Source organism: Bradyrhizobium sp. SMVTL-02, assembly GCF_051853005.1.
Classification (GTDB): domain Bacteria; phylum Pseudomonadota; class Alphaproteobacteria; order Rhizobiales; family Xanthobacteraceae; genus Bradyrhizobium.
In genome coordinates this window covers 2,001,299-2,019,698 of sequence record NZ_CP182469.1, presented here as the reverse complement: position 1 = coordinate 2,019,698, position 18,400 = coordinate 2,001,299, and the positions used below count along the sequence as shown (strand labels likewise).

18 protein-coding genes are annotated in these 18,400 nt (G+C 65.5%); 6 read left to right on the top strand and 12 right to left on the bottom strand.

Annotation, left to right across the window (positions count from 1 at the left end):
- Positions 1-10: 10 nt before the first annotated feature.
- Together ACNJYB_RS09410 and ACNJYB_RS09405 are read left to right on the top strand one after the other, a co-directional pair.
- On the top strand, positions 11-712 hold the full coding sequence (locus ACNJYB_RS09410) for a FecR family protein (RefSeq protein ID WP_439373687.1): 702 nt from the start codon (positions 11-13) through the stop codon (positions 710-712).
- Between the two features lie 2 nt (positions 713-714).
- Positions 715-1,911 carry a hypothetical protein gene (locus ACNJYB_RS09405; RefSeq protein WP_439373686.1) on the top strand — a complete coding sequence of 399 codons (1,197 nt, stop codon included), beginning with the start codon at positions 715-717 and terminating at the stop codon, positions 1,909-1,911.
- Positions 1,912-2,165: 254 nt separating this feature from the next.
- Here the strand turns inward: ACNJYB_RS09405 and ACNJYB_RS09400 are convergent, their stop codons facing one another.
- The 3 genes from ACNJYB_RS09400 to ACNJYB_RS09390 all read right to left on the bottom strand — a co-directional run bounded on the left by ACNJYB_RS09400 (position 2,166) and on the right by ACNJYB_RS09390 (position 3,768).
- A complete protein-coding gene (locus ACNJYB_RS09400; protein ID WP_439373685.1) occupies positions 2,166-2,654 on the bottom strand; it encodes a VOC family protein in 489 nt (162 codons plus the stop codon).
- 34 nt (positions 2,655-2,688) lie between these two features.
- Entirely contained in the window at positions 2,689-3,117 is a 429-nt protein-coding gene (locus ACNJYB_RS09395; protein ID WP_439373684.1) for a VOC family protein, read from the bottom strand.
- A gap of 135 nt (positions 3,118-3,252) precedes the next feature.
- Positions 3,253-3,768, bottom strand: a complete 516-nt coding sequence (locus ACNJYB_RS09390) for a cupin domain-containing protein (protein WP_439373683.1) — start codon at positions 3,766-3,768, stop codon at positions 3,253-3,255.
- Between the two features lie 128 nt (positions 3,769-3,896).
- Here ACNJYB_RS09390 and ACNJYB_RS09385 point away from each other — a divergent pair, with 128 nt between their 5' ends.
- The gene (locus tag ACNJYB_RS09385) at positions 3,897-4,115 is read left to right on the top strand and encodes a CsbD family protein (protein ID WP_439373682.1); all 219 of its coding nucleotides are present in this window, start codon (positions 3,897-3,899) and stop codon (positions 4,113-4,115) included.
- A gap of 56 nt (positions 4,116-4,171) precedes the next feature.
- On the opposite strand, the gene ACNJYB_RS09380 is transcribed toward ACNJYB_RS09385, so the two are convergent.
- The 5 genes from ACNJYB_RS09380 to ggt form a co-directional block, all read right to left on the bottom strand.
- Positions 4,172-4,636: an FKBP-type peptidyl-prolyl cis-trans isomerase gene (locus ACNJYB_RS09380; RefSeq protein ID WP_439373681.1), complete on the bottom strand. Its 465-nt coding sequence runs from the start codon at positions 4,634-4,636 to the stop codon at positions 4,172-4,174.
- A 61-nt stretch (positions 4,637-4,697) separates the two neighbouring features.
- A complete protein-coding gene (locus ACNJYB_RS09375; protein ID WP_439373680.1) occupies positions 4,698-6,989 on the bottom strand; it encodes a xanthine dehydrogenase family protein molybdopterin-binding subunit in 2,292 nt (763 codons plus the stop codon).
- Positions 6,990-6,991: 2 nt separating this feature from the next.
- A complete protein-coding gene (locus tag ACNJYB_RS09370) occupies positions 6,992-8,008 on the bottom strand; it encodes an FAD binding domain-containing protein (protein WP_439373679.1) in 1,017 nt (338 codons plus the stop codon).
- Positions 8,009-8,012: 4 nt separating this feature from the next.
- Positions 8,013-8,576 (bottom strand): (2Fe-2S)-binding protein, encoded by a 564-nt coding sequence (locus ACNJYB_RS09365; protein ID WP_439375516.1) that lies wholly within the window; start codon positions 8,574-8,576, stop codon positions 8,013-8,015.
- A gap of 221 nt (positions 8,577-8,797) precedes the next feature.
- A complete protein-coding gene (gene ggt / locus ACNJYB_RS09360) occupies positions 8,798-10,384 on the bottom strand; it encodes a gamma-glutamyltransferase (protein WP_439373678.1) in 1,587 nt (528 codons plus the stop codon).
- A gap of 205 nt (positions 10,385-10,589) precedes the next feature.
- Here ggt and trhO point away from each other — a divergent pair, with 205 nt between their 5' ends.
- On the top strand, positions 10,590-11,342 hold the full coding sequence (trhO, locus tag ACNJYB_RS09355) for an oxygen-dependent tRNA uridine(34) hydroxylase TrhO (protein ID WP_439373677.1): 753 nt from the start codon (positions 10,590-10,592) through the stop codon (positions 11,340-11,342).
- Between the two features lie 37 nt (positions 11,343-11,379).
- The gene (locus tag ACNJYB_RS09350; RefSeq protein ID WP_439375514.1) at positions 11,380-11,550 is read left to right on the top strand and encodes a SlyX family protein; all 171 of its coding nucleotides are present in this window, start codon (positions 11,380-11,382) and stop codon (positions 11,548-11,550) included.
- A gap of 16 nt (positions 11,551-11,566) precedes the next feature.
- On the opposite strand, the gene ACNJYB_RS09345 is transcribed toward ACNJYB_RS09350, so the two are convergent.
- On the bottom strand, positions 11,567-13,468 hold the full coding sequence (locus tag ACNJYB_RS09345) for a sensor domain-containing diguanylate cyclase (protein WP_439373676.1): 1,902 nt from the start codon (positions 13,466-13,468) through the stop codon (positions 11,567-11,569).
- 172 nt (positions 13,469-13,640) lie between these two features.
- A complete protein-coding gene (locus tag ACNJYB_RS09340) occupies positions 13,641-13,856 on the bottom strand; it encodes a hypothetical protein (protein WP_439373675.1) in 216 nt (71 codons plus the stop codon).
- Between the two features lie 106 nt (positions 13,857-13,962).
- Here ACNJYB_RS09340 and hemE point away from each other — a divergent pair, with 106 nt between their 5' ends.
- Positions 13,963-14,997: a uroporphyrinogen decarboxylase gene (gene hemE, locus ACNJYB_RS09335; protein ID WP_439373674.1), complete on the top strand. Its 1,035-nt coding sequence runs from the start codon at positions 13,963-13,965 to the stop codon at positions 14,995-14,997.
- Positions 14,998-15,420: 423 nt separating this feature from the next.
- Here hemE and ltrA read toward each other — a convergent pair whose 3' ends face one another.
- Positions 15,421-16,800 (bottom strand): group II intron reverse transcriptase/maturase, encoded by a 1,380-nt coding sequence (ltrA, locus tag ACNJYB_RS09330; protein ID WP_439371053.1) that lies wholly within the window; start codon positions 16,798-16,800, stop codon positions 15,421-15,423.
- Between the two features lie 594 nt (positions 16,801-17,394).
- The gene (hemC, locus tag ACNJYB_RS09325; protein ID WP_439373673.1) at positions 17,395-18,375 is read right to left on the bottom strand and encodes a hydroxymethylbilane synthase; all 981 of its coding nucleotides are present in this window, start codon (positions 18,373-18,375) and stop codon (positions 17,395-17,397) included.
- Between the last annotated feature and the right edge of the window lie 25 nt (positions 18,376-18,400).

The window sequence follows — 18,400 nt, the reverse complement described above, 5'->3', positions numbered from 1 at the left end:
CGGTTGCGAAATGAATTTGCGTTTCTGGTTTTTCCCGACGCTGCTCTCGGCCGCCCTGTGCGCGGCGCCGTGCGCGCAGGCACAGACGCGCGTCGGCGAAGCCGTCGTGATCCAGAACGAGGTGGTGCGGGTGGCCGCGACCACGACGCCGATCAGCGTCGGCGACAGCATGCTGCGCGACGAGACCGTGCGTACCGGCGCCGACAGCGCGGCCCGCTTCGTCATGGCCGACAGCACCAATCTGTCGCTCGGGCCCAGCGCCACGCTGAAGCTCGACCGCACCGTCTTCAACGACGAGCACAGCTATCGCGACGTCGCGATCCGCATGACGACCGGCGCATTCCGCTTCGTCACCGGGCATTCGGAAAAGACCGCCTACAAGATCACGACGCCGCTCGCGACCATCGGCGTGCGCGGCACCACGCTCGACATCCTCTCCCAGCGCGGCCGCTCCGTCGTCGTGCTTCAGGACGGTGCCGCCAGCGTTTGCACGACGAACTTCCAATGCGTGCAGCTCACCCAGCCCGGGGACACCGCGATCATCACCTCGACCGGCGGCAAGGTCTCCATCAGCAAGACCAGCACGCCGCCCTGGACCTTCGCCGCCAACTGCGCCGCGAGCGCCGGGCTGTGCGCGGTCAACCAATATGCCGACGCCTCGCCGACCATCACGCCCGCCGTCCATGACGACGGCATCCTGTGCGGGCGCTGACGATGGTGAAGTTCGACATCAGGCGCCTCATCCTCGCCGCTGCACTGACCGCATCCGCCGCGTTTTCGCTTGTGGCGTTCAATGCGCGGCCGGCGGCGGCAGCCCGAGCTACTGAGTGCGAGTCTGAGTGCGGCGAGCCGCATCCCTACCCGTCGCCGACGTATTCGCCGTCCCCGACACCGACACCCACACCCACACCCACGCCCACATCGACGCCGACACCAACGCCGACACCTTCTCCCTCGCCGTCCCCGACCCCCTATCCGTCGCCCTCGCCGAGCCCGTCTCTACCGCCGGGCCCGAGCGGCGCGGACTCCAGCGGCAATTCGATCGGCGGCCTCGCGGGTCAGCGCTTCAACCAGATGATCACCAACCGGGTGCTCGGCACGGTGCTGCTTGGCGTCAACGAGCAGATCAACTGCAGCGACTGCATCAGCGCGTTCGGCTCGGCCGGCTCGTTCTCGGCCGGCATTCACGGCCGCAAGGAGCTGACCAACAATCTGTCGCTGCTCGCCGGCATCGCCTACACGCAATACAACGAAGGCGGCTACAAGATCACCAGCGCGCCGATCGGCGCCTTTGCGCTGCGCTACGATTTCACCGATTGGGGCTCCTCGCGCCCGTTCTTCGACGTCGGCACCATCCTGACGCCATGGGAGAAGGCGCGTTACACGCGCAGCTACGATACCAGCCTCGGCCCCGTGAGCGTCACGAGCTCGACCAACGCTTCGAACTACGCGGTCTACGGCCGCGCCGGCTGGATGAGCCGCGTGTCGCCGCGCGACGAGGTCGCAGCCTCGATCGAGCTCTGGCAGCTCTGGCAACGCGTCTCCCGCTATAAAGACAGTGCGGTGGCGTTCAACCCATTCGACGCCAGCATCGCTGATGGCACCGATCGCACCAGCCTCGTCAAGATCGGCGGCCAGTGGACGCATCTGTTCGCCAGCAACATCGAGACCAACATCAACGGTGGCTGGGTGCAGTCGTTCGCCAGCCATAGCGGCATCGTGGCCACGGTAACCGGCAACGGCACGGTGGTGCCGACGATGGGCAACCAGGGCTGGTTCGAATATGGCGGCCGCCTCGGCTTCCGCGTGCAGAAGGGCTGGATCGTGGACTTGTTCGCGAACGGCACGCTGGGCCCGCAGCCGGTCGGCAACACCATCCACGGCGGCGTGGGGCTGAGGATCAATTACTAGAGGCGAAATTTCGCCTCAAATTCCGCTGTCATACCCGGCTTGACCGGGCTTCCAGTACGCCGCAGCCGATCCGTTCAATCACTGCCGTCTCGGAGTACTGGATCGCCCGGTCAAGCCGGACGATGACACCGAGGGTGTGGCGAGAGTCCAGTAGCGCGGGCAAGGCGACAGCATGCCCACCAACTCTGCCGGTTGAGGCCAGACGGCGGGCACGGCGCTTCGCGCCATTGCCCCCTGACGAACCTGGGCTGACGTCACGCCGCCGACTTGCCCTCGAACGCGCGCCGCAACGCATCGACATCCAGCTTCACCATCTTCATCATGGCCTGCATCGCGCGCGCGGCGGCGGCCTTGTCGGGGCTGGTGAGAAACTCGAACATCACCTGCGGCACCACCTGCCAGGCCACGCCCCAGCGATCCCTGAGCCAGCCGCACTGCTCCTCCTTGCCGCCATGGGCGAGGAACGCATTCCAGACACTGTCGACCTGGGCCTGGTCGTCGCAATGGATCATCAGCGAGATCGCGTGGGTGTATTCCATCTTCATGCCGCCGTTGAGCGCGACCAGGGGCTGCCCGGCCACCGTGAACTCGACCACGAGCACGGAGCCGGTCTTGCCGGACGGGCCGTCCGAAACATTGCGCTGAACGTGCGTGATCTCGGAATTCGGCACCAGCGAGGTGTAGAACTTCGCTGCTTCCTCGGCATCGCCGTTGAACCACATGCAGGGCACGAGCTTGGGCATCTTGAATGCTCCTCTTCAGCTGGCTGGGTTTCGATCAGGCGCTCGCCATGTCGGACTTCGCGGCGAAGGCCGCGAGGTCCATCCAGTTCACACCCCACATGTGGCCATCCGGATCCTCGAAGCTGCGGCCGTACATGAAGCTGTATTCGTCCTTCGGGCTGGGATCGGCCACCCCGCCTGCAGCCGCGGCCCTGGCGACGATATCGTCGACCTCGCTCCGGCTGTCGGCCGACAGGCAGAACAGCGCCTGGTTCGAGGTCCTCGCGTCCGCGATCGGCTTCGGCGTGAATTGACGGAATTTGTCGTGGGTCGTCAGCATGACGAAGATGGTCTCGGAAAAGACCATGCAGCTCGCCGTCTCGTCGCTGAATTGCGGGTTCCTGGTCGCGCCGACCGCCCCGTAGAAGGCAGTGGCGCGCTTGAGGTCGGTCACCGGCAAATTGACGAAAATCATCCTGGGCATCGGAAGCTCCTTGGGCGGGGGTTCCGACCAAGGACGGACGGGCCGACGGCCGCCCGACACGGCTTCCCGGATATTTTTTTAAGGCCCCACCTGCGGGGTTCTGTCGCACAGAGCCGGCAGGCTTCCAGGCCGGCCTTACCTCTTCTCGTTCGGATCCCGGTGCACGGGGTCGATCCACAGCACGGTCTCGGGCTTCTCGACCGGCTCGATGTCGAGGTTGATCGCCACCGCCTCGCCGTCGCTGCGCACCAGCACGCATTCCAGCACCTCGTCCGGGCTGGCGTTGATCTCCTGGTGCGGCACGTAAGGGGGCACGAAAATGAAATCGCCGGGGCCGGCCTCCGCGGTGAATTGCAGCTTCTCGCCCCAGCGCATCCGCGCCTTGCCCTTCACGACGTAGATGACGCTCTCGAGATGACCGTGGTGATGCGCTCCGGTCTTGGCGTCGGGCTTGATGCTGACGGTGCCCGCCCACAATTTCTGTGCGCCGACGCGCGCGAAATTGATCGCGGCCGCACGGTCCATGCCGGCCGTGGACGGCACGTTGGTATCGAGCTGGTTGCCGGGAATGACGCGCACGCCGTCATGTTTCCAGCGATCGTCGTGATGATCGTGGTCATGGTGGGAATGTGAATGGTCATGGCCGGTCATTGGTCTTGCTTTCTGTTGGTTCCTGCGCGGCAAACTAACCCAAAGCCGCATCCGCAAGCCATACCAAAATCGGAACTCTCGTAGCCGCCTGACGTTGTTCTCGCACGCAAAATCGAAGGAGAATTTTCATGGGTAGCACGACCGACAAGATCAAAGGCACGGCCAACGAGGCGATCGGCAAAGCCAAGCAGGGTATCGGTGAAGCCACCGGTTCCGAGCGCATGAAGGGCGAGGGCGCGGTCCAGGAAGTCAAGGGCAAGGGCCAGCAGGCCATGGGCGATGCCAAGGATGCCGCGAAGGACGCGGTCGATCGCGCCGCAGCCGCGGCACGCCGCGCGGCGGAATGACGCGCGTAGAACTGCAAACGAAAAGACCGGCCGAGAGGCCGGTCTTTTTTTTGCCGTCACTTCACCGCGAGCAATTCCACGTCGAACATCAGCGTTGCGTTCGGCGGGATTACGCCGCCGGCGCCGCGCGCTCCGTAGCCGAGCTGCGGCGGAATGATCAGCGTGCGCTTGCCGCCGACCTTCATCGAGGCGACGCCCTCGTCCCAGCCCGCGATCACACGGCCCTTGCCGATCGGAAACTCGAACGGCTCCTTGCGATCGACGGACGAGTCGAATTTCTTGCCCTTCTGGCCGTTCTCATAGAGCCAGCCGGTATAATGCATCACGCAGATCTGGCCGGGCTGCGGCGAGGCGCCGGTGCCGGCGGCGGTGTCGATGATCTGCAAGCCTGAAGCTGTGGTCATGGTCTTTCCTGCGGTCTGGGCCGAGGCCGTGGTGGAAACGAAATCGGACACGCTGGCGATCACGGTGATCGCGAGTGCCGACATGATAACGAGGAGCACGCGCTGGAAACGCTGCATTAGACACCTTCCATTTGAGGCGGGAGGTGTCTAGCCCAATGCCATCGCCGTTTCCACCCCTTTAGACCTCGATATTTTCCAGCCGGACCGGCAGCTTGCGGATGCGCTGACCGGTAGCGTGATAAAGCGCATTGCAGATCGCGGCATTGGTGCCGACATTGGCAAGCTCGCCGAGGCCCTTCGCACCCGCGGGATTGATGTGATCGTCCTGCTCGGAGAGCAGGATCACCTCGACGCCGGGGACGTCCGCACTCACCGGCACGAGATAATCGGCAAGATTATCGTTGACGTAGCGCGCATTGCGCTCGTCGATCTCGGTGGCCTCCAGCAGCGCCGAGGACATGCCCCAGATCAGGCCGCCCATCAGCTGGCTGCGGGCCGTGCGCGGGTTCATGATCCGCCCGGCCGCGAACGCGCCGACCAGACGGGGACAACGGATCTCGTGCGTGAAGCGGTTGACCCTGACCTCGACGAATTCGGCACCGAATGCGTAGGCGATCTTGTCCTTCATTTGGTGACCGCCGACCAGCCGTACGTGCCCGCTGTGCATGGCCCGGAACGAGTCGAGCGGCGCGCCCTCCGGCTTCCACTCGCCATACTCCTCGACCACGCTGACGCCGAGCGCCTCGAAGGCCTTCTCGATATCGAGCGGACGATCGCTCTTCGCGGCCTGCGTGCTCGGCGCCTGGCTGATGCCAACGGTCTCCTTGGCCTTGTCCGTGAGGCTGTCGCTCGGCATCACCGCCTTGAACAGCCGCTGGCGAATCTGGTCGCACACCATCATCACCGCCGAGCAGGTGCTGGCGGTCGAGTTAGAACCGCCCGCGACCGGGGCCGGCGGCAGATCGCTGTCGCCGATGAAAACTGCAACCTTCTCCAGGGGCACGCCGAGCCGCTCGGCCGCGGTCTGCGCGATGACCGTATAGGCGCCGGTGCCGATCTCATGGCCGGCGATCTCGACGCGGGTGCGACCGTCGCGCTGGAGGCGCACACGGGCGGCGGCCGGACCCATCTGGGTCGGATAGCAGGTGGCCGCGCAGCCATAGCCGATCAGCCAGTCGCCCTCCGCCATCGACTTCGGCCGCGGCGATCGCTGCGCCCAGCCAAAGGCTTTGGCCGCTTGGTCGAAGCATGCCATCAGCGATCGCGACGTATAGGGCTTGCCGCCGATCGGCTCATTGGTGGTGTCGTTGATGCGGCGGAGCTCGACCGGATCCATGTCGAGCTTCTCGGCGAGCTCGTCCATCGCGCTCTCCAGCGCGAACAGATACGGCACCTCGGGCGGCGAGCGCATGAACCCCGGCGTGTTGCGGTCGGCGCGCACGATCGACACCAGGCTGTCGACATTCGGGCAGGCATAGAGCCGTGTCGTGGTCTTGGTGCCGCCGACGCAATACGCGTCCGGCCGCGAGGAGACCTCGGCGCCCTCGTGCCTGAGCGCCACCAGCCTGCCGTCGCGGCTGGCACCGAGCTTGATCTCGTGGCGGGTCTCGGCGCGGTAGGTCGTGATGGTGAAGCCCTGGTCGCGGGTCGGGACCAGCTTGATCGGCCGGTTCAGACGCCTGGCGATGCTGGCAATGATCGCGGTGCGCGGCGTCATCGAGCCGCGCGAGCCGAAGCCGCCGCCGACGTAAGGGTTGACCACGCGCACCTTGTCGGCGTCGATGCCGAGCTGCTCGGCGACGCCGTTCTTGAGGCCATAGACGTACTGGCTGGGCTCGTAGATGACGAGATCGTCGCCGATCCAGGCGCAGCTCGTCGTGAACAGCTCCATCGGATTGTGGTGCTGCGTCGGCGTCTCGTAGGCGGCGGTGAGCTGTATCTCGGCTGCCTCGAACGCGTTCGCGAAGTCCCCGACCTTCGGGTCCTCCTTGAACTGCGAATTTTGCCCCTTCGCGGCGGCTGTCGTCGTGCCCGGCGAGTCGAAGGTCGCGCTGGGCGTAGCGACCGTATAGCTGACCTTGACGCGGTTGGCCGCCTCGCGCGCGGCCTCGTAGCTTTCGGCGATGACGACCGCGATGATCTGGCCGTCATGGGCGATCTCGGGCGACTTCAGCGGCTGGATCGTGGTCCCGGCATAGCCGCCATTGCTGAACAGTTTTGATTCCTTCAGCTTTGGCGCATTCTCGTGCGTGACGATGTCGATCACGCCGCGAACGGCCCTGGCGTCGTCGAGATCGAAACTGTCGATGCGGCCCTTTGCGATGGCGCTGGTGACAAGGAAGGCATAGGCCGGATTGGCCAGCGGCATGTCGGACGCGTAGGTCGCTCGCCCCGTGACCTTCGAGTGCGCGTCATAACGTGGCACGGGCTGGCCCATGTTCGCCTTCGGCTCGGGAGCAGCAGCTGTCATGGTCAGATCTCCATCGTTACGGCCTGCTGGAGCGCGCGTGCCACCACGCGCTTGCCGAGCGCGATCTTGAAGCTGTTGTGCCGGCGGCCGCGCGCGTCTGCAAAGGCGGCATCGGCAGCACGCTGCGCCAGGCCGTCATCGAACCTCTGCCCCTTCAGCAGCGCCTCCGCCTCGCGGGCGCGCCAGGGGACCGTGGCGACGCCGCCGAGCGCGACACGCGCGTCCCGGATCGCGCCATCCTGCACGTCGAGCGCGATCGCAGCGGACGACAGCGCGAATTCGTAGGACTGCCGGTCCCGCGCCTTGAGGTAGACCGAGCGCGGCCAGCGGCCGGAGACAGTAAAGGCCGAGATCAGCTCGCCGGGCTGCAGCGTGGTCTCGATGTCTGGCGAATTGCCGGGGGCCTTGTGCAGCTCCGCGAAGGGCATGCTGCGGCTGCCGGACTTTCCCGTGATCTCGACCGTCGCATCCAGCGCGATCAGGGCCTGGGCGAAATCGCCCGGATAGGTCGCGATGCACTGGTCGGAGACGCCGAGCACCGCATGCATCCGGTTGATGCCGTCCATCGCCGCGCAGCCGGAGCCCGGATTGCGCTTGTTGCAGTTCTCGTAGGAGACGTCGCGGAAATAGCTGCAGCGCGTCCGCTGCATCACATTGCCGCCGAGCGTTGCCATGTTGCGCAGCTGGGCGCTGGCGGCGAGCTTCAGCGAATCGGCGATCACGGGATAGTTGCGCTGGATTTCGTCATGCGCTGCGACGTCGGACATCTTCGCGAGCGCGCCGAGCCGCAGGTTCTCGCTATCAGGCTGGATCGCCGACCAGTCTCGCGCGAACGGATTGATGTCGACGATCGCGGTCGGCCGCATCACGTCGAGCTTCATCAGGTCGATCAGCGTGGTGCCGCCGGCGAGCGGCTGCGCCGCCGCCTGTGTCAGCGGATTGTTGGCCGGTGCAGCGGCGCTGAGCGCCTGCACCGCCATGTCGGGGTCCGTCGCCCTCTGATACAGGAAGGGTCGCATGCGCTTAGCCTTTCAAGATCTCGGGCGCAGCCTGCTTCACGGCCGCGACGATGTTGGGATAGGCGGCGCAGCGGCAGATGTTCCCGCTCATGTATTCGCGGATGTCGGCCTCGGAGCCGGCATGACCTTCCTTGACGCAGGCAATCGCCGACATGATCTGGCCGGGCGTGCAGTAGCCGCATTGGAACGCGTCGTTGTCGACGAAGGCCTGCTGCATCGGATGCAGGCGATCATCTGTGGCGAGACCTTCGATCGTCGTGATCTCCTGCCCTTCGGCTGCAAGCGCCAGCGTCAGGCACGACACCACGCGGCGGTCACCGATCAGCACCGTGCATGCGCCGCACTGACCGTGATCGCAGCCCTTCTTGCTGCCGGTGAGGCCCATGTGCTCGCGCAGCGCATCGAGCACGGTCGTGCGCGCATCGATGCGCAGGCGCCGATCCTTGCCGTTCACATTGAGCGTGACTTCGACCGGCGCCGATGGGTCGTGCGCGGCTGGTGCGCGTGGGTCCTGCGAGGCCGCACGCGCAGTAATCGGAACAAGCGCACTGCCGGCAGCGCCGGCCATGAAGGCGCGTCGGTCGAAGCCGGATGGTTTGGAACTCGGATTGTCGGGCATGGACGGCCTCCGCCGCTTTCGGATCAAGCAGCGCGCACCTGCGCTGCTCCGCCCTTAACTTGAAGCGATGAGTCCCGTTCCGAACGAGAACGGGCGGCGCAGCAGATGCCGCGCCGCCCTCCGTCAACTTTTCCTGATCGCCTGCAAGGAACCTGTCTCGCGGCCGGCAATCAATAGCCGAGCGCGCAGCCGTCCTTGCGCGGATCCGAGCCGCCGGTGAGCGTGCCCCTGTCCCAGTCGATCCAGATCGCCTGGGCGCCGCCGAGCGGGCCGACCACGCTGGTGGTCTTGTGGCCGAGCTTCTTCAGGCCCTCGACGATATCGGCGGGAACGCTGTCCTCGAGCTGGTACTGGCCCTCGTAGTGCAGGCCGCGCGGCATGTCGATCGCCTCCTGCACGTCGCAGCCATAATCGAGGATGTTGGTCAGCAGATGAGTCTGACCAGTTGGCTGGTACTGGCCGCCCATCACCGCGAACGACATCGTGGAACGGCCGCCCTTGGTGAGCAGGCCCGGCATGATCGTGTGCAACGGGCGCTTGCCTCCTTCGATGCAGTTGGGGTGGCCCGGCTGGATGCGGAAGCCGCCGGCGCGGTTCTGGAACAAGACGCCGGTCTTGTTGGAGACGATCGCGGAGCCGAAGGAGTGCGCGACCGAGTTGATGAACGAGCAGACGTTGCGGTCCTTGTCCACCACGGTGATGTAGATGGTCGAGGGGTTCATCGGCGGCGCGACATTGGGCAGGTCGAGCATGCCGTCCATGCGGATCTTGCTGATGTACTCGTCGGCAAAGCCCTTCTCGAGCATCTCGGCGACGTTGATCTTCATGTGCGCAGGCGAGGCGACATGCATCTCGCGATTCATGTAGGCGATGCGCGCGGCTTCCGCCTCGAGATGGAAGCGCTCGACGCTGACGGGCGCGTATTTGGTCAGGTCAAAGCGCGACAGGATGTTGAGCATCAGGAGCGCCGTGACGCCCGGGCCGTTCGGCGGGCACTGCCAGACGTCGTAGCCCTTGTACGTGGTGCCGATCGGCGTGGTCACTTCGGTCGTGTGCGCGGCGAAGTCGTCGAGCGTGTGCAGGCCGCCGATGCCGCGCAGGGTCTCGACCATGTCCTCCGCGATCGCCCCCTTGTAGAAGGCGTCGCGGCCATCCTTGGCGATCGCGCGCAGCGTCTTGCCGAGCTCGGCTTGGCGGATGATATCGCCGGCCGCCGGCGGCTTGCCACCCGGCAGCAGGTAGCGCACGGTGTTGGTGCCATTCTTCAGCTTCGCGAATTGGTTCTTCCAGTCGAAGGCGATGCGGGGGGCGACGACATAACCCTCCTCGGCCGCCTTGATCGCGGGCTGCAGCAGGCGGTCGAAGCCGAACTTGCCGTGGTCGCGCAGCACGGTCGCGAAGGCATCGATCACGCCGGGGATCGAGACCGCATGCGCCGAGGTCAGCGGAACGGAATTGATCTTGCGCTCGAGATACCAGTCGGCATTCGCCGCCCTCGGGGCGCGGCCGGAGCCGTTATAGGCGATGATCTTGCCTTCGCCGCGCGGCTGGATCAGCGCAAAGCAGTCGCCGCCGATGCCGGTCGATTGCGGTTCGATCACGCCGAGCAGGGCCGAGCCCGCGACCGCCGCGTCCACCGCCGTGCCGCCCTCGCGCAGCACCTCGATCGCGGCCAGCGAGGCCTGCGGATGCGAGGTCGCGACCATCGCGTTGGTGGCGTGGACCGTGGACCTGCCGGGGAAATGGAAGTTTCTCATCGAATTCTTGCTCTCGTTAGGCTTTCTTGGCCGTGGATGCGCGCCTCGCGCCCTCTCGGAAAACCGGGTCTACATGACACATTCCGGCCGGTCCGGGCAATGCTGGCATACCAGGGAAATGGCTGCCATCCGCTGGGCGTATGGACGGGAATTACCTTCGGCCATGCGGGTTTTCTGAGCGCTGGTCGCCTGCTAAACGGGCGGCATGACTTACAAGGTCTGCGCCTTCTATCAATTCGCTGCCCTGCCAGATTACCGCGAGCTGCGCGAGCCACTGCGCGCGTTCTGCGCCGGTCTTGCGCTGAAGGGCAGCGTGCTGCTGGCGGGCGAGGGCATCAACGGCACCATCGCGGGCGCCCCCGAGGCGATCGACGCGTTCGCCCACGAGCTCGCACACGGCGTCCTGTTCGGCGGCCGGCTGAACAATCTCGAATTGAAGTTCTCGACGGCGGCGAGGATGCCGTTCGGCCGGCTCAAGGTGCGGCTGAAGAAGGAGATCGTCACGCTGGGCGATGCGGCCGCCGATCCGACGCGCCGAGTCGGCACCTATGTCGACGCGCACGAATGGAACGCGCTGATCGCGGCCCCCGAAACGCTGGTGTTAGATACCCGCAACGCCTTCGAAGTGGCGATGGGAACGTTCGAGGGCGCGGTCGATCCCGACATCAAGAGCTTCGGCCAATTCAAGGAGTTTGCCACGCAGAAGCTCGATCCAGCAAAACACCGTAGGATCGCGATGTTCTGCACCGGCGGCATCCGCTGCGAGAAGGCCAGCGCCCACCTGCTCGCGCGGGGCTTTGCCGAGGTCTATCATCTGAAGGGCGGCATCCTGAAATATCTGGAGGTGGTGCCGGAAGCGCAGAGCCGCTGGCGCGGCGAATGCTTTGTGTTCGACGAGCGCGTTGCGCTTGGCCATGGCTTGCGGGAACGGGACAAGGACGCGGCACGTGACGAATGAGATCAGGACGCTGAGCGAGCGCATCGACACGCTGGAGATGCGCATTGCCTATCAGGACGAAACCATCGAGACGCTGAACCAGACCATCACCGCGCAGTGGAAGCAGATCGACATGCTGACGCGGAGGATCGCAGAGCTCGGCGAGCGACTGCAGGAGGCCGAGGCCCATGCGCCGGGCCCTGCCAACGAGCGCCCGCCGCATTATTGAGCGACATTGACGGCTCTTACTGGCCTGACGCCTTCGGCAGCAGGGTCATGACCTCGCCCGACATCATCAGGCGGTCGCGGCCGGCATCCTTGGCGGCGTAGAGCGCGCGATCGGCGGCCTCCACCAGCGAAGCGATCCCTGCGGTTCGCTCGAACGCGGGGCGGCAGGCCGCGCCGCCGAGCGATGCGCTCACGCGTCCCGAAATCGGGCTCGAGGCATGGACGAGCCCTTCCCGGTGAATGGCTTCGCGGATCCGTTCACCGATCCGGGCGCAGCCCGCGGCATCGGTGTTCGGCAACAGCATGGCGAATTCCTCGCCGCCGTAGCGCGCCGCCAGATCACCGGCGCGCTGCATCGTGGCCGCGAGAATCCCGGCAATCACGCGCAGGCAGGCGTCGCCTGCGGGATGGCCGTATTCGTCGTTGTACGCCTTGAAGTGGTCGACGTCGATCATCAGCAAAGCGAGGCTGGAGCGGTCGCGATAGGCCCGCGCCCACTCGTCCTTCAGACGCTCGTCGAAGCGGCGACGGTTGGCAAGTCCGGTGAGGCTGTCCTCGGTCGCGAGCGTCTCGAGCCTGGTCTCCAGCGTCTTCTGCTCGGTGATGTCGCGCGAGATCGCGACCACCCCGTCGACACGGCCGTCGTCCTTGAGCGTGACCCGCATCGTCGATTCGAGCCAGACCTCACCTTTCTGCCGGTGCGAGTTGCGGTAGGTGACGCGCGCCTCCTCCTCCTCGCCGCGCTTCATGGCGTCGACGAGGGCCTGGACCTGCGGCAAGTCGTCGGCATGAATGCCGGCGAGCGCGGGCGTTCCGATCAGTTGATTGGCGCGCCAGCCGATGACGCGGACGGACGACGGCGAGACATAGCGCAGCCGCTCGTCGAGTCCAATCCGGGTCACCATGTCGCTGGATCCCTCGGCGAGCAGGCGAAAATGCGCTTCCTTCTCGACCAGCGCCGCCGCCATGCGCTGCCCACGCTGCAACTGGCGCACCAGCACCGCGCCGATGATCGCGATCAGCATGACGAGCGCAAGCACGTGGAGCATGCGGGAAACCGCGGCCGCGCGCCAGGGTGCCAGCAGTGCGTCCTTGTCGACGGTGGCGAGCAGGAAGAACGGATAGCGACCCGAGCGCTTGAAGAAGCTGAGGCGTTCGGCGCCGTCGAGCGGCGACTTGAAGTGATAGACGCCGCTGGGCCGTTGCAGGCTCGGGTTGCGAAACAGCGGCTTGTCGGCGACGCTGCGTCCGACGAATTTTTCGTTGCTCGGGTAGCGTGCGACGATCAGGCCGTCGCCATGTGTCAGCGCGACGGAGCTGTTGCGGCCGATCTCGAACTGCTGGTAGAAATGCGACAGATATCCGGAGCTGATGGTCGCGAGCACCACGCCGCCAAAGCTGCCGTCCGGCTTGTTGAAGCGGCGCGACAAAGTGACGACCCATTCGCCATCGATCAGGCTCTTCACGGGACGGCCGAGATGGGCCTCTCGTTTCGGGGAGAGCTGGTGATGGCGGAAGAATGCGTCGTCGCTGAGCGTCGAGCCGATCGTGCCGGGCGAGCTCAGCCAGTTGCCCTGGTCGTCGATGATGGCGAAGCTGTGCACGCGCTCCGTCGCCTTCTTGCGCACCTCCATCAGGTTTCTGAGCTTGGCGATCGTGGCGGGGTCGGTGCCGTCCATCTCCAGCCGGCTGACGACGCCGACGACGCCGGAATCGAGCAGATCGAGGCTGTCCTCGGCATGCTGCGTCAGCGAGCGCGCAACGTTCGCCATCTCGGTCTCGGCGCCCCTGAGCACCGCATCGCGCGCGGCCCATTCACGCCAGGCGCTGACGCCGAGGATGGTCGTGCAGGTCAGCACGACGAACGCCGCCGCACGCAGCGGCAGGCGGCTCCATCCGGCTCTTTGGGTAGCGCTCATGCGGCAGAGTTCTCCGATCGTTTCGGAAACTCTGCCGCTTCTCTTAGTGAACTCTGAAATCACTACCGCAATACGCGGTCATCTCCCCGTTTTCCAGTAGTCTTACGGACGACGGGATCAGCGCATCGCTAACAAGACCTTAGCAAGCCGATCGGAATCCGGCGTCCCACGCCTAGCTGAAGATCGCCTTAACCTTGTCCCAGAGCGAAGGCGCATCTGCCTCCGCATCGGCCTTCGACGGCGTCGGCTGGGCCGCGCTCACGGGATCGGAGGCGGGGAAGGTGTCTTTCAGGCCGGTATCGAGCTTGGCGTGACGATCCGCGGCAAGCGCCTCGCGCAGATCGTCGGCATGCTTGTCGTGCGGGGCGGGATTGAATCTCTCGGCCATGATCTCCTCCTTTGGCTGGTCAACGCGACCCGATTGCGCTGGTTCCCCTGTTCCGCTGAGCGCCGGGGCGTTGTATCAGGAGCCATAACCTCGTTCAGGACCATTCGTGCCCCAGCCTGCAAAAAAGCCCTTCATCGACGTGCTCTCCGGCCAGCGCCAGCCCGTCCCGCCCATCTGGATGATGCGACAGGCCGGCCGCTACCTGCCGGAATATCGCGAGGTGCGCGCCAAGGCCGGCGGCTTCCTCGATCTCTGCTTCGACCCGGACCTTGCAGCCGAAGTCACGCTGCAGCCGATCCGGAGGTTCGGCTTCGACGCGGCGATCATCTTCTCCGACATTCTCGTGATCCCCTATGCGCTCGGCCGCTCGGTGCGCTTCGAGGTCGGTGAAGGTCCACGGCTCGAGCCGCTGGATGATCCGGCGAAGGTCGCAACGCTGGCGCCGCACGCCGATCTCGGCAAGCTTCAACCGGTGTTCGAGGCGCTGAAGATCGTGCGCGGCGCACTCGATCCCAAGACCGCGCTGATCGGCTTCTGCGGCGCGCCGTGGACGGTGGCGACCTACGTGGTCGCAGGCCAAGGCACGCCGGACCAGGCACCCGCCCGGATGATGGCCTACCGGCATCCCGAGGCGTTTTCCAAGATCATCGACGTGCTGGTCGACAGCTCGATCGAGTATCTACTGGCGCAGCTCGCCGCCGGCGCCGATGCCTTGCAGATCTTCGACACCTGGGCCGGCGTGCTGCCGCCGACCGAATTCGTGCGATGGTCGGTCGAGCCGACGCGGCGCATCGTGGAGGGCGTGCGCGCGAAGGTGCCGGACGCCAAGATCATCGGCTTTCCACGCGGAGCTGCCGCGCAATTGCCTGGCTACGTCGAGGCGACCGGCGTCAATGGCGTCAGCATCGACTGGACCGCGGAGCCGGCCTTCATCCGCGAGCGCGTGCAAAGCAGGGTCACCGTGCAGGGCAATCTGGACCCGCTGGTGCTGATCACCGGCGGCGCCGCGCTCGACCGCGCGGTCGACGACGTGCTGGCCAATTTCTCTGCCGGAAGGTTCATCTTCAATCTCGGTCACGGCATCCAACCGGAGACGCCGATCGCCCATGTCGAGCAGATGATCAGGCGGGTGCGGGGCTAGCGATCGGCATCTCGGTTTGCGGCCGTCCTTCGAGACGACCGCTTCCAGCGGTCTCCTCAGGATGAGGCCGGTGTTCGCGGTCTGCGCAACTCCTCATGGTGAGGAGCGCCGCGCCGGCGCGTCTCGAACCATGAGTTGAGGAAAAAGAAAGCCAGCAAACAAGAAGTGCGAAAACAACCCCATGCACAGTAGAGCGACCACGCCCGATCAACGACTTGGCATGCGCTGAAATCGGACGAGCCGGTCATCGCACCCGATCGCGCCGAGGTTTGACACGTCGGGCAAAACAGGAGCAGGATGGCATCATCGCGCCGCTGGCCGTCTTGCGAAAGGCCAGGGTGCTACCTGCTTCGCTGAAGCGGGTTAGACGACGGCTCCTCACCACACCCGTCATTGCGAGCGCAGCGGTCGCGGTAGGGACGCTCATTGCTGGGCGCCCCCCGCACAGATCCGTACGTGCGGCTTTCCCGCATACGGCTCCCACCTCGGGTGAGTAGCGGTGAAGCGTGTTCGGGGCCAAGGATGGAGGATTTGTGGCTTGGGGAGCAAGTCGGAGGCAAGCCGCGCGACCCGCTGCCACGTGGTCCCGTCAGTCTGGCTGCGGCGCCGAAGCATCCGCCTCCATTGTTCGGTGACGAAGTAGCGGAAGGCGCTGAGCGCTCGGCTGTTGGTCGGTACCGCGTGGTAGTTGAAGTACCCGGTAACGACCTGCCGCAGCCATTTGCCCTGTTCGAGCACCGACTGGTGCATACGCCGTCGCATTCCCTGCTTCACGGCTTGCAGTTTCGCCCGCATGCGGTCTTTGCGAGACTTGCGCCTGATCTGGAACTTGCCTTGCTTGGATCGGCTGCAGATGAAGGTGAAGCCGAGGAAGTTGAAGGTCTCCGGCTTGCCGAGCCCGCGCCGCCTGCGGTTGTCCTCCGCATGACGTCCGAACTCGATCAGCCGGGTTTTCTCAGGGTGCAGTGACAGCGCGAACTCCTGCAGCCGTTTGCGCAATTCTTCGAGGAAGTGCCGGGCCTCATTCTCATGCTCGAAGCCGACGATGAAGTCGTCAGCGTAGCGCACGATGATCATGTCACCCGCGGCCTCGCGCCGTCTGAAGCGTTCGGCCCACAGATCGAGGGCATAGTGCAGGTAGATGTTGGCAAGCAGCGGCGAGATCACCGCCCCTTGTGCCGTCCCCTGTTCGCTGACCCTGACCGTTCCTTCTTCGAGAACACCCGCCTTGAGCCATTTGCGGATCAGACGGATGATACGCTGGTCGCCGGTCCGATGTTCGACGAAGCGGATGAGCCATTCCTGGTCCACCATGTCGAAGAACGAGCGGATATCGGCGTCAACAATGAAGTTCACCCGCCGGCTCTCGATTCCGACCAGCAGCGCATCCATCGCATCGTGCGCGCTGCGCCCGGGCCGGAACCCATACGAGAACCCGAGGAAGTCCTCCTCGTAGATCGCGTTGAGCACCGTAGCGGTTGCCCGCTGAACGATCTTGTCCTCGAGGGACGCAATCGCCAGCGGTCGCTGCCGCCCATCCTGCTTCGGGATATGGACCCGCCGCGACGGCTGCGGCCGGTACGCTCCCCGGTGAACACGAGCATGCAGGTCCTCAAGATTGGCCTTGAGGTCTTGCTCGTAGTCCCGCCACATCATTCCGTCCACACCCGGCGCGGCATGCTTCTTCAGCGCGAAGAACTCCGCCTCGAGCAGTTCAGGCGTGATGTGGTGAAGCAGCGCAGTGAACCTCTCCTTCTTCCTTTCCCTTGCAGTTCGCCGTATGCGTTCCAACGCCTGTGTCACGCTTGTCCGGCTCGGCGTCCGGGGCGTGCTTTGCTGGTCCGCATTCCCCTTGGTCGCGGCCCTTCGCTCCACCAACTCCTCCGCGGATCGCTCCGCTTCGTTCGCAGGCTTCGACGCTACTACGGCCGCCTCCGACTTCCCGCATCCGTTCGTCATCGGCTTTGGCTCCTCGCCTTCCCGATGCGGACCTTGGGGGCATGTTGCCATCGGTCAGATGCGGGACCTCCCAGGTTCCGACGCGGTCCTTTGCTGCGTGATGGGGTCTTCGACCACGGCAGAGCGTCAGCGCCTCGCATAACGGCGCCGCACATGTTGCCTTCGACGTTGCTTACCGGCTCGGCCTCTGCGAGTTTCTGTCTTTCGCGGCTCAATAGCCCACCCCACAGCATCGTTGTGTACGCTTCGCAGCCGCCGTTGCCGACGGCCACGCAACACTCACTACCGGGCGCTCGCTACCGCTTACCCGGACCGGACTTCCACCGGTTGGACCACGCCAGCTTGCCTGGCGCACAAGCAATCCAGAATCTTTCCGCGGTTGGCAGTCTGGATTGCTTCGCTGCGCTCGCAATGACGACGGCGATGGTGGAAAGCGCCTCAGCGCGGGCGGCTGCGCTCGATGATCTCCGCCGCGCCCTTCGCCAGCAGATCGAAACCCACTGCACGGCCGAGCTCGCGCGGGCGGTTGGCCGGGCCCGCGCGCGAGGCTTCGATGATGGTGTTGCCGGAGAGATCGAGCACGGATGCGGTGAGGGACATCTCATCGCCTGATATGGTCGAGAAACCCGCCACCGGCGAATTGCAGTGACCGTTGAGCACCCATAGCACCTCGCGCTCGGCATCGGCTGAGGCGTGCGCGGCGGGATCGTCGATCGATGACAGGATTTTTCGCGTCTGCCAGTCCTGCGCCGCGCATTCGACGGCAACGATGCCCTGCCCGGCCGCCGGCAGCATCTCCGCCGCGGTGAATTCGTAGGCGATGCGATCAGCCAGACCGACGCGGTCGAGGCCCGAGCGCGCCATGATCAACGCATCCGCCGGGCCCACCGCGCCGCCATCAGGCAGGCGCTGCTTCTCGCCATTGTCGAGTTTTCGCACGCGGGTGTCAGCGGCCCCACGGAAATGGATCACTTCGACATCGGGAAACAGGCGCCGCGCATAGGCGGCCCGGCGCACCGCATTGGTGCCGATCTTGAAACCCTTGCCGCGGGACTGGCGCAGCGCCTCCAGCGTCACGCCATCGCGCAGCACCAGCGCGTCGCCCGGCGGATCGCGCGACAGCGTGGCGCCGATGACGAGGCCGGGCGTGTCCTCGTTGCCCGGCATGTCCTTCAGCGAATGCATCGCCGCCTGCAGTTCGCCCGAGAGCACGGCGGCGCGAATCTGCGCCACGAAGGCACCGCCCTTGCCGCCATGCGGCAAGAGCTTGCTGGTCTGGTCGAGATCACCGGTGGTGTCGAACTTGACGATCTCGACGTCCAGATCCGGCACGGCGGCGGTCAGGCGGCGCGCGATCTCTTCCGTCTGTGCCAGCGCCATCGCGCTCTTGCGGGTGCCGATCTTCAGTCGCGTAGCCAAGTCCAAACCCTCTCGAGCGGCGTAG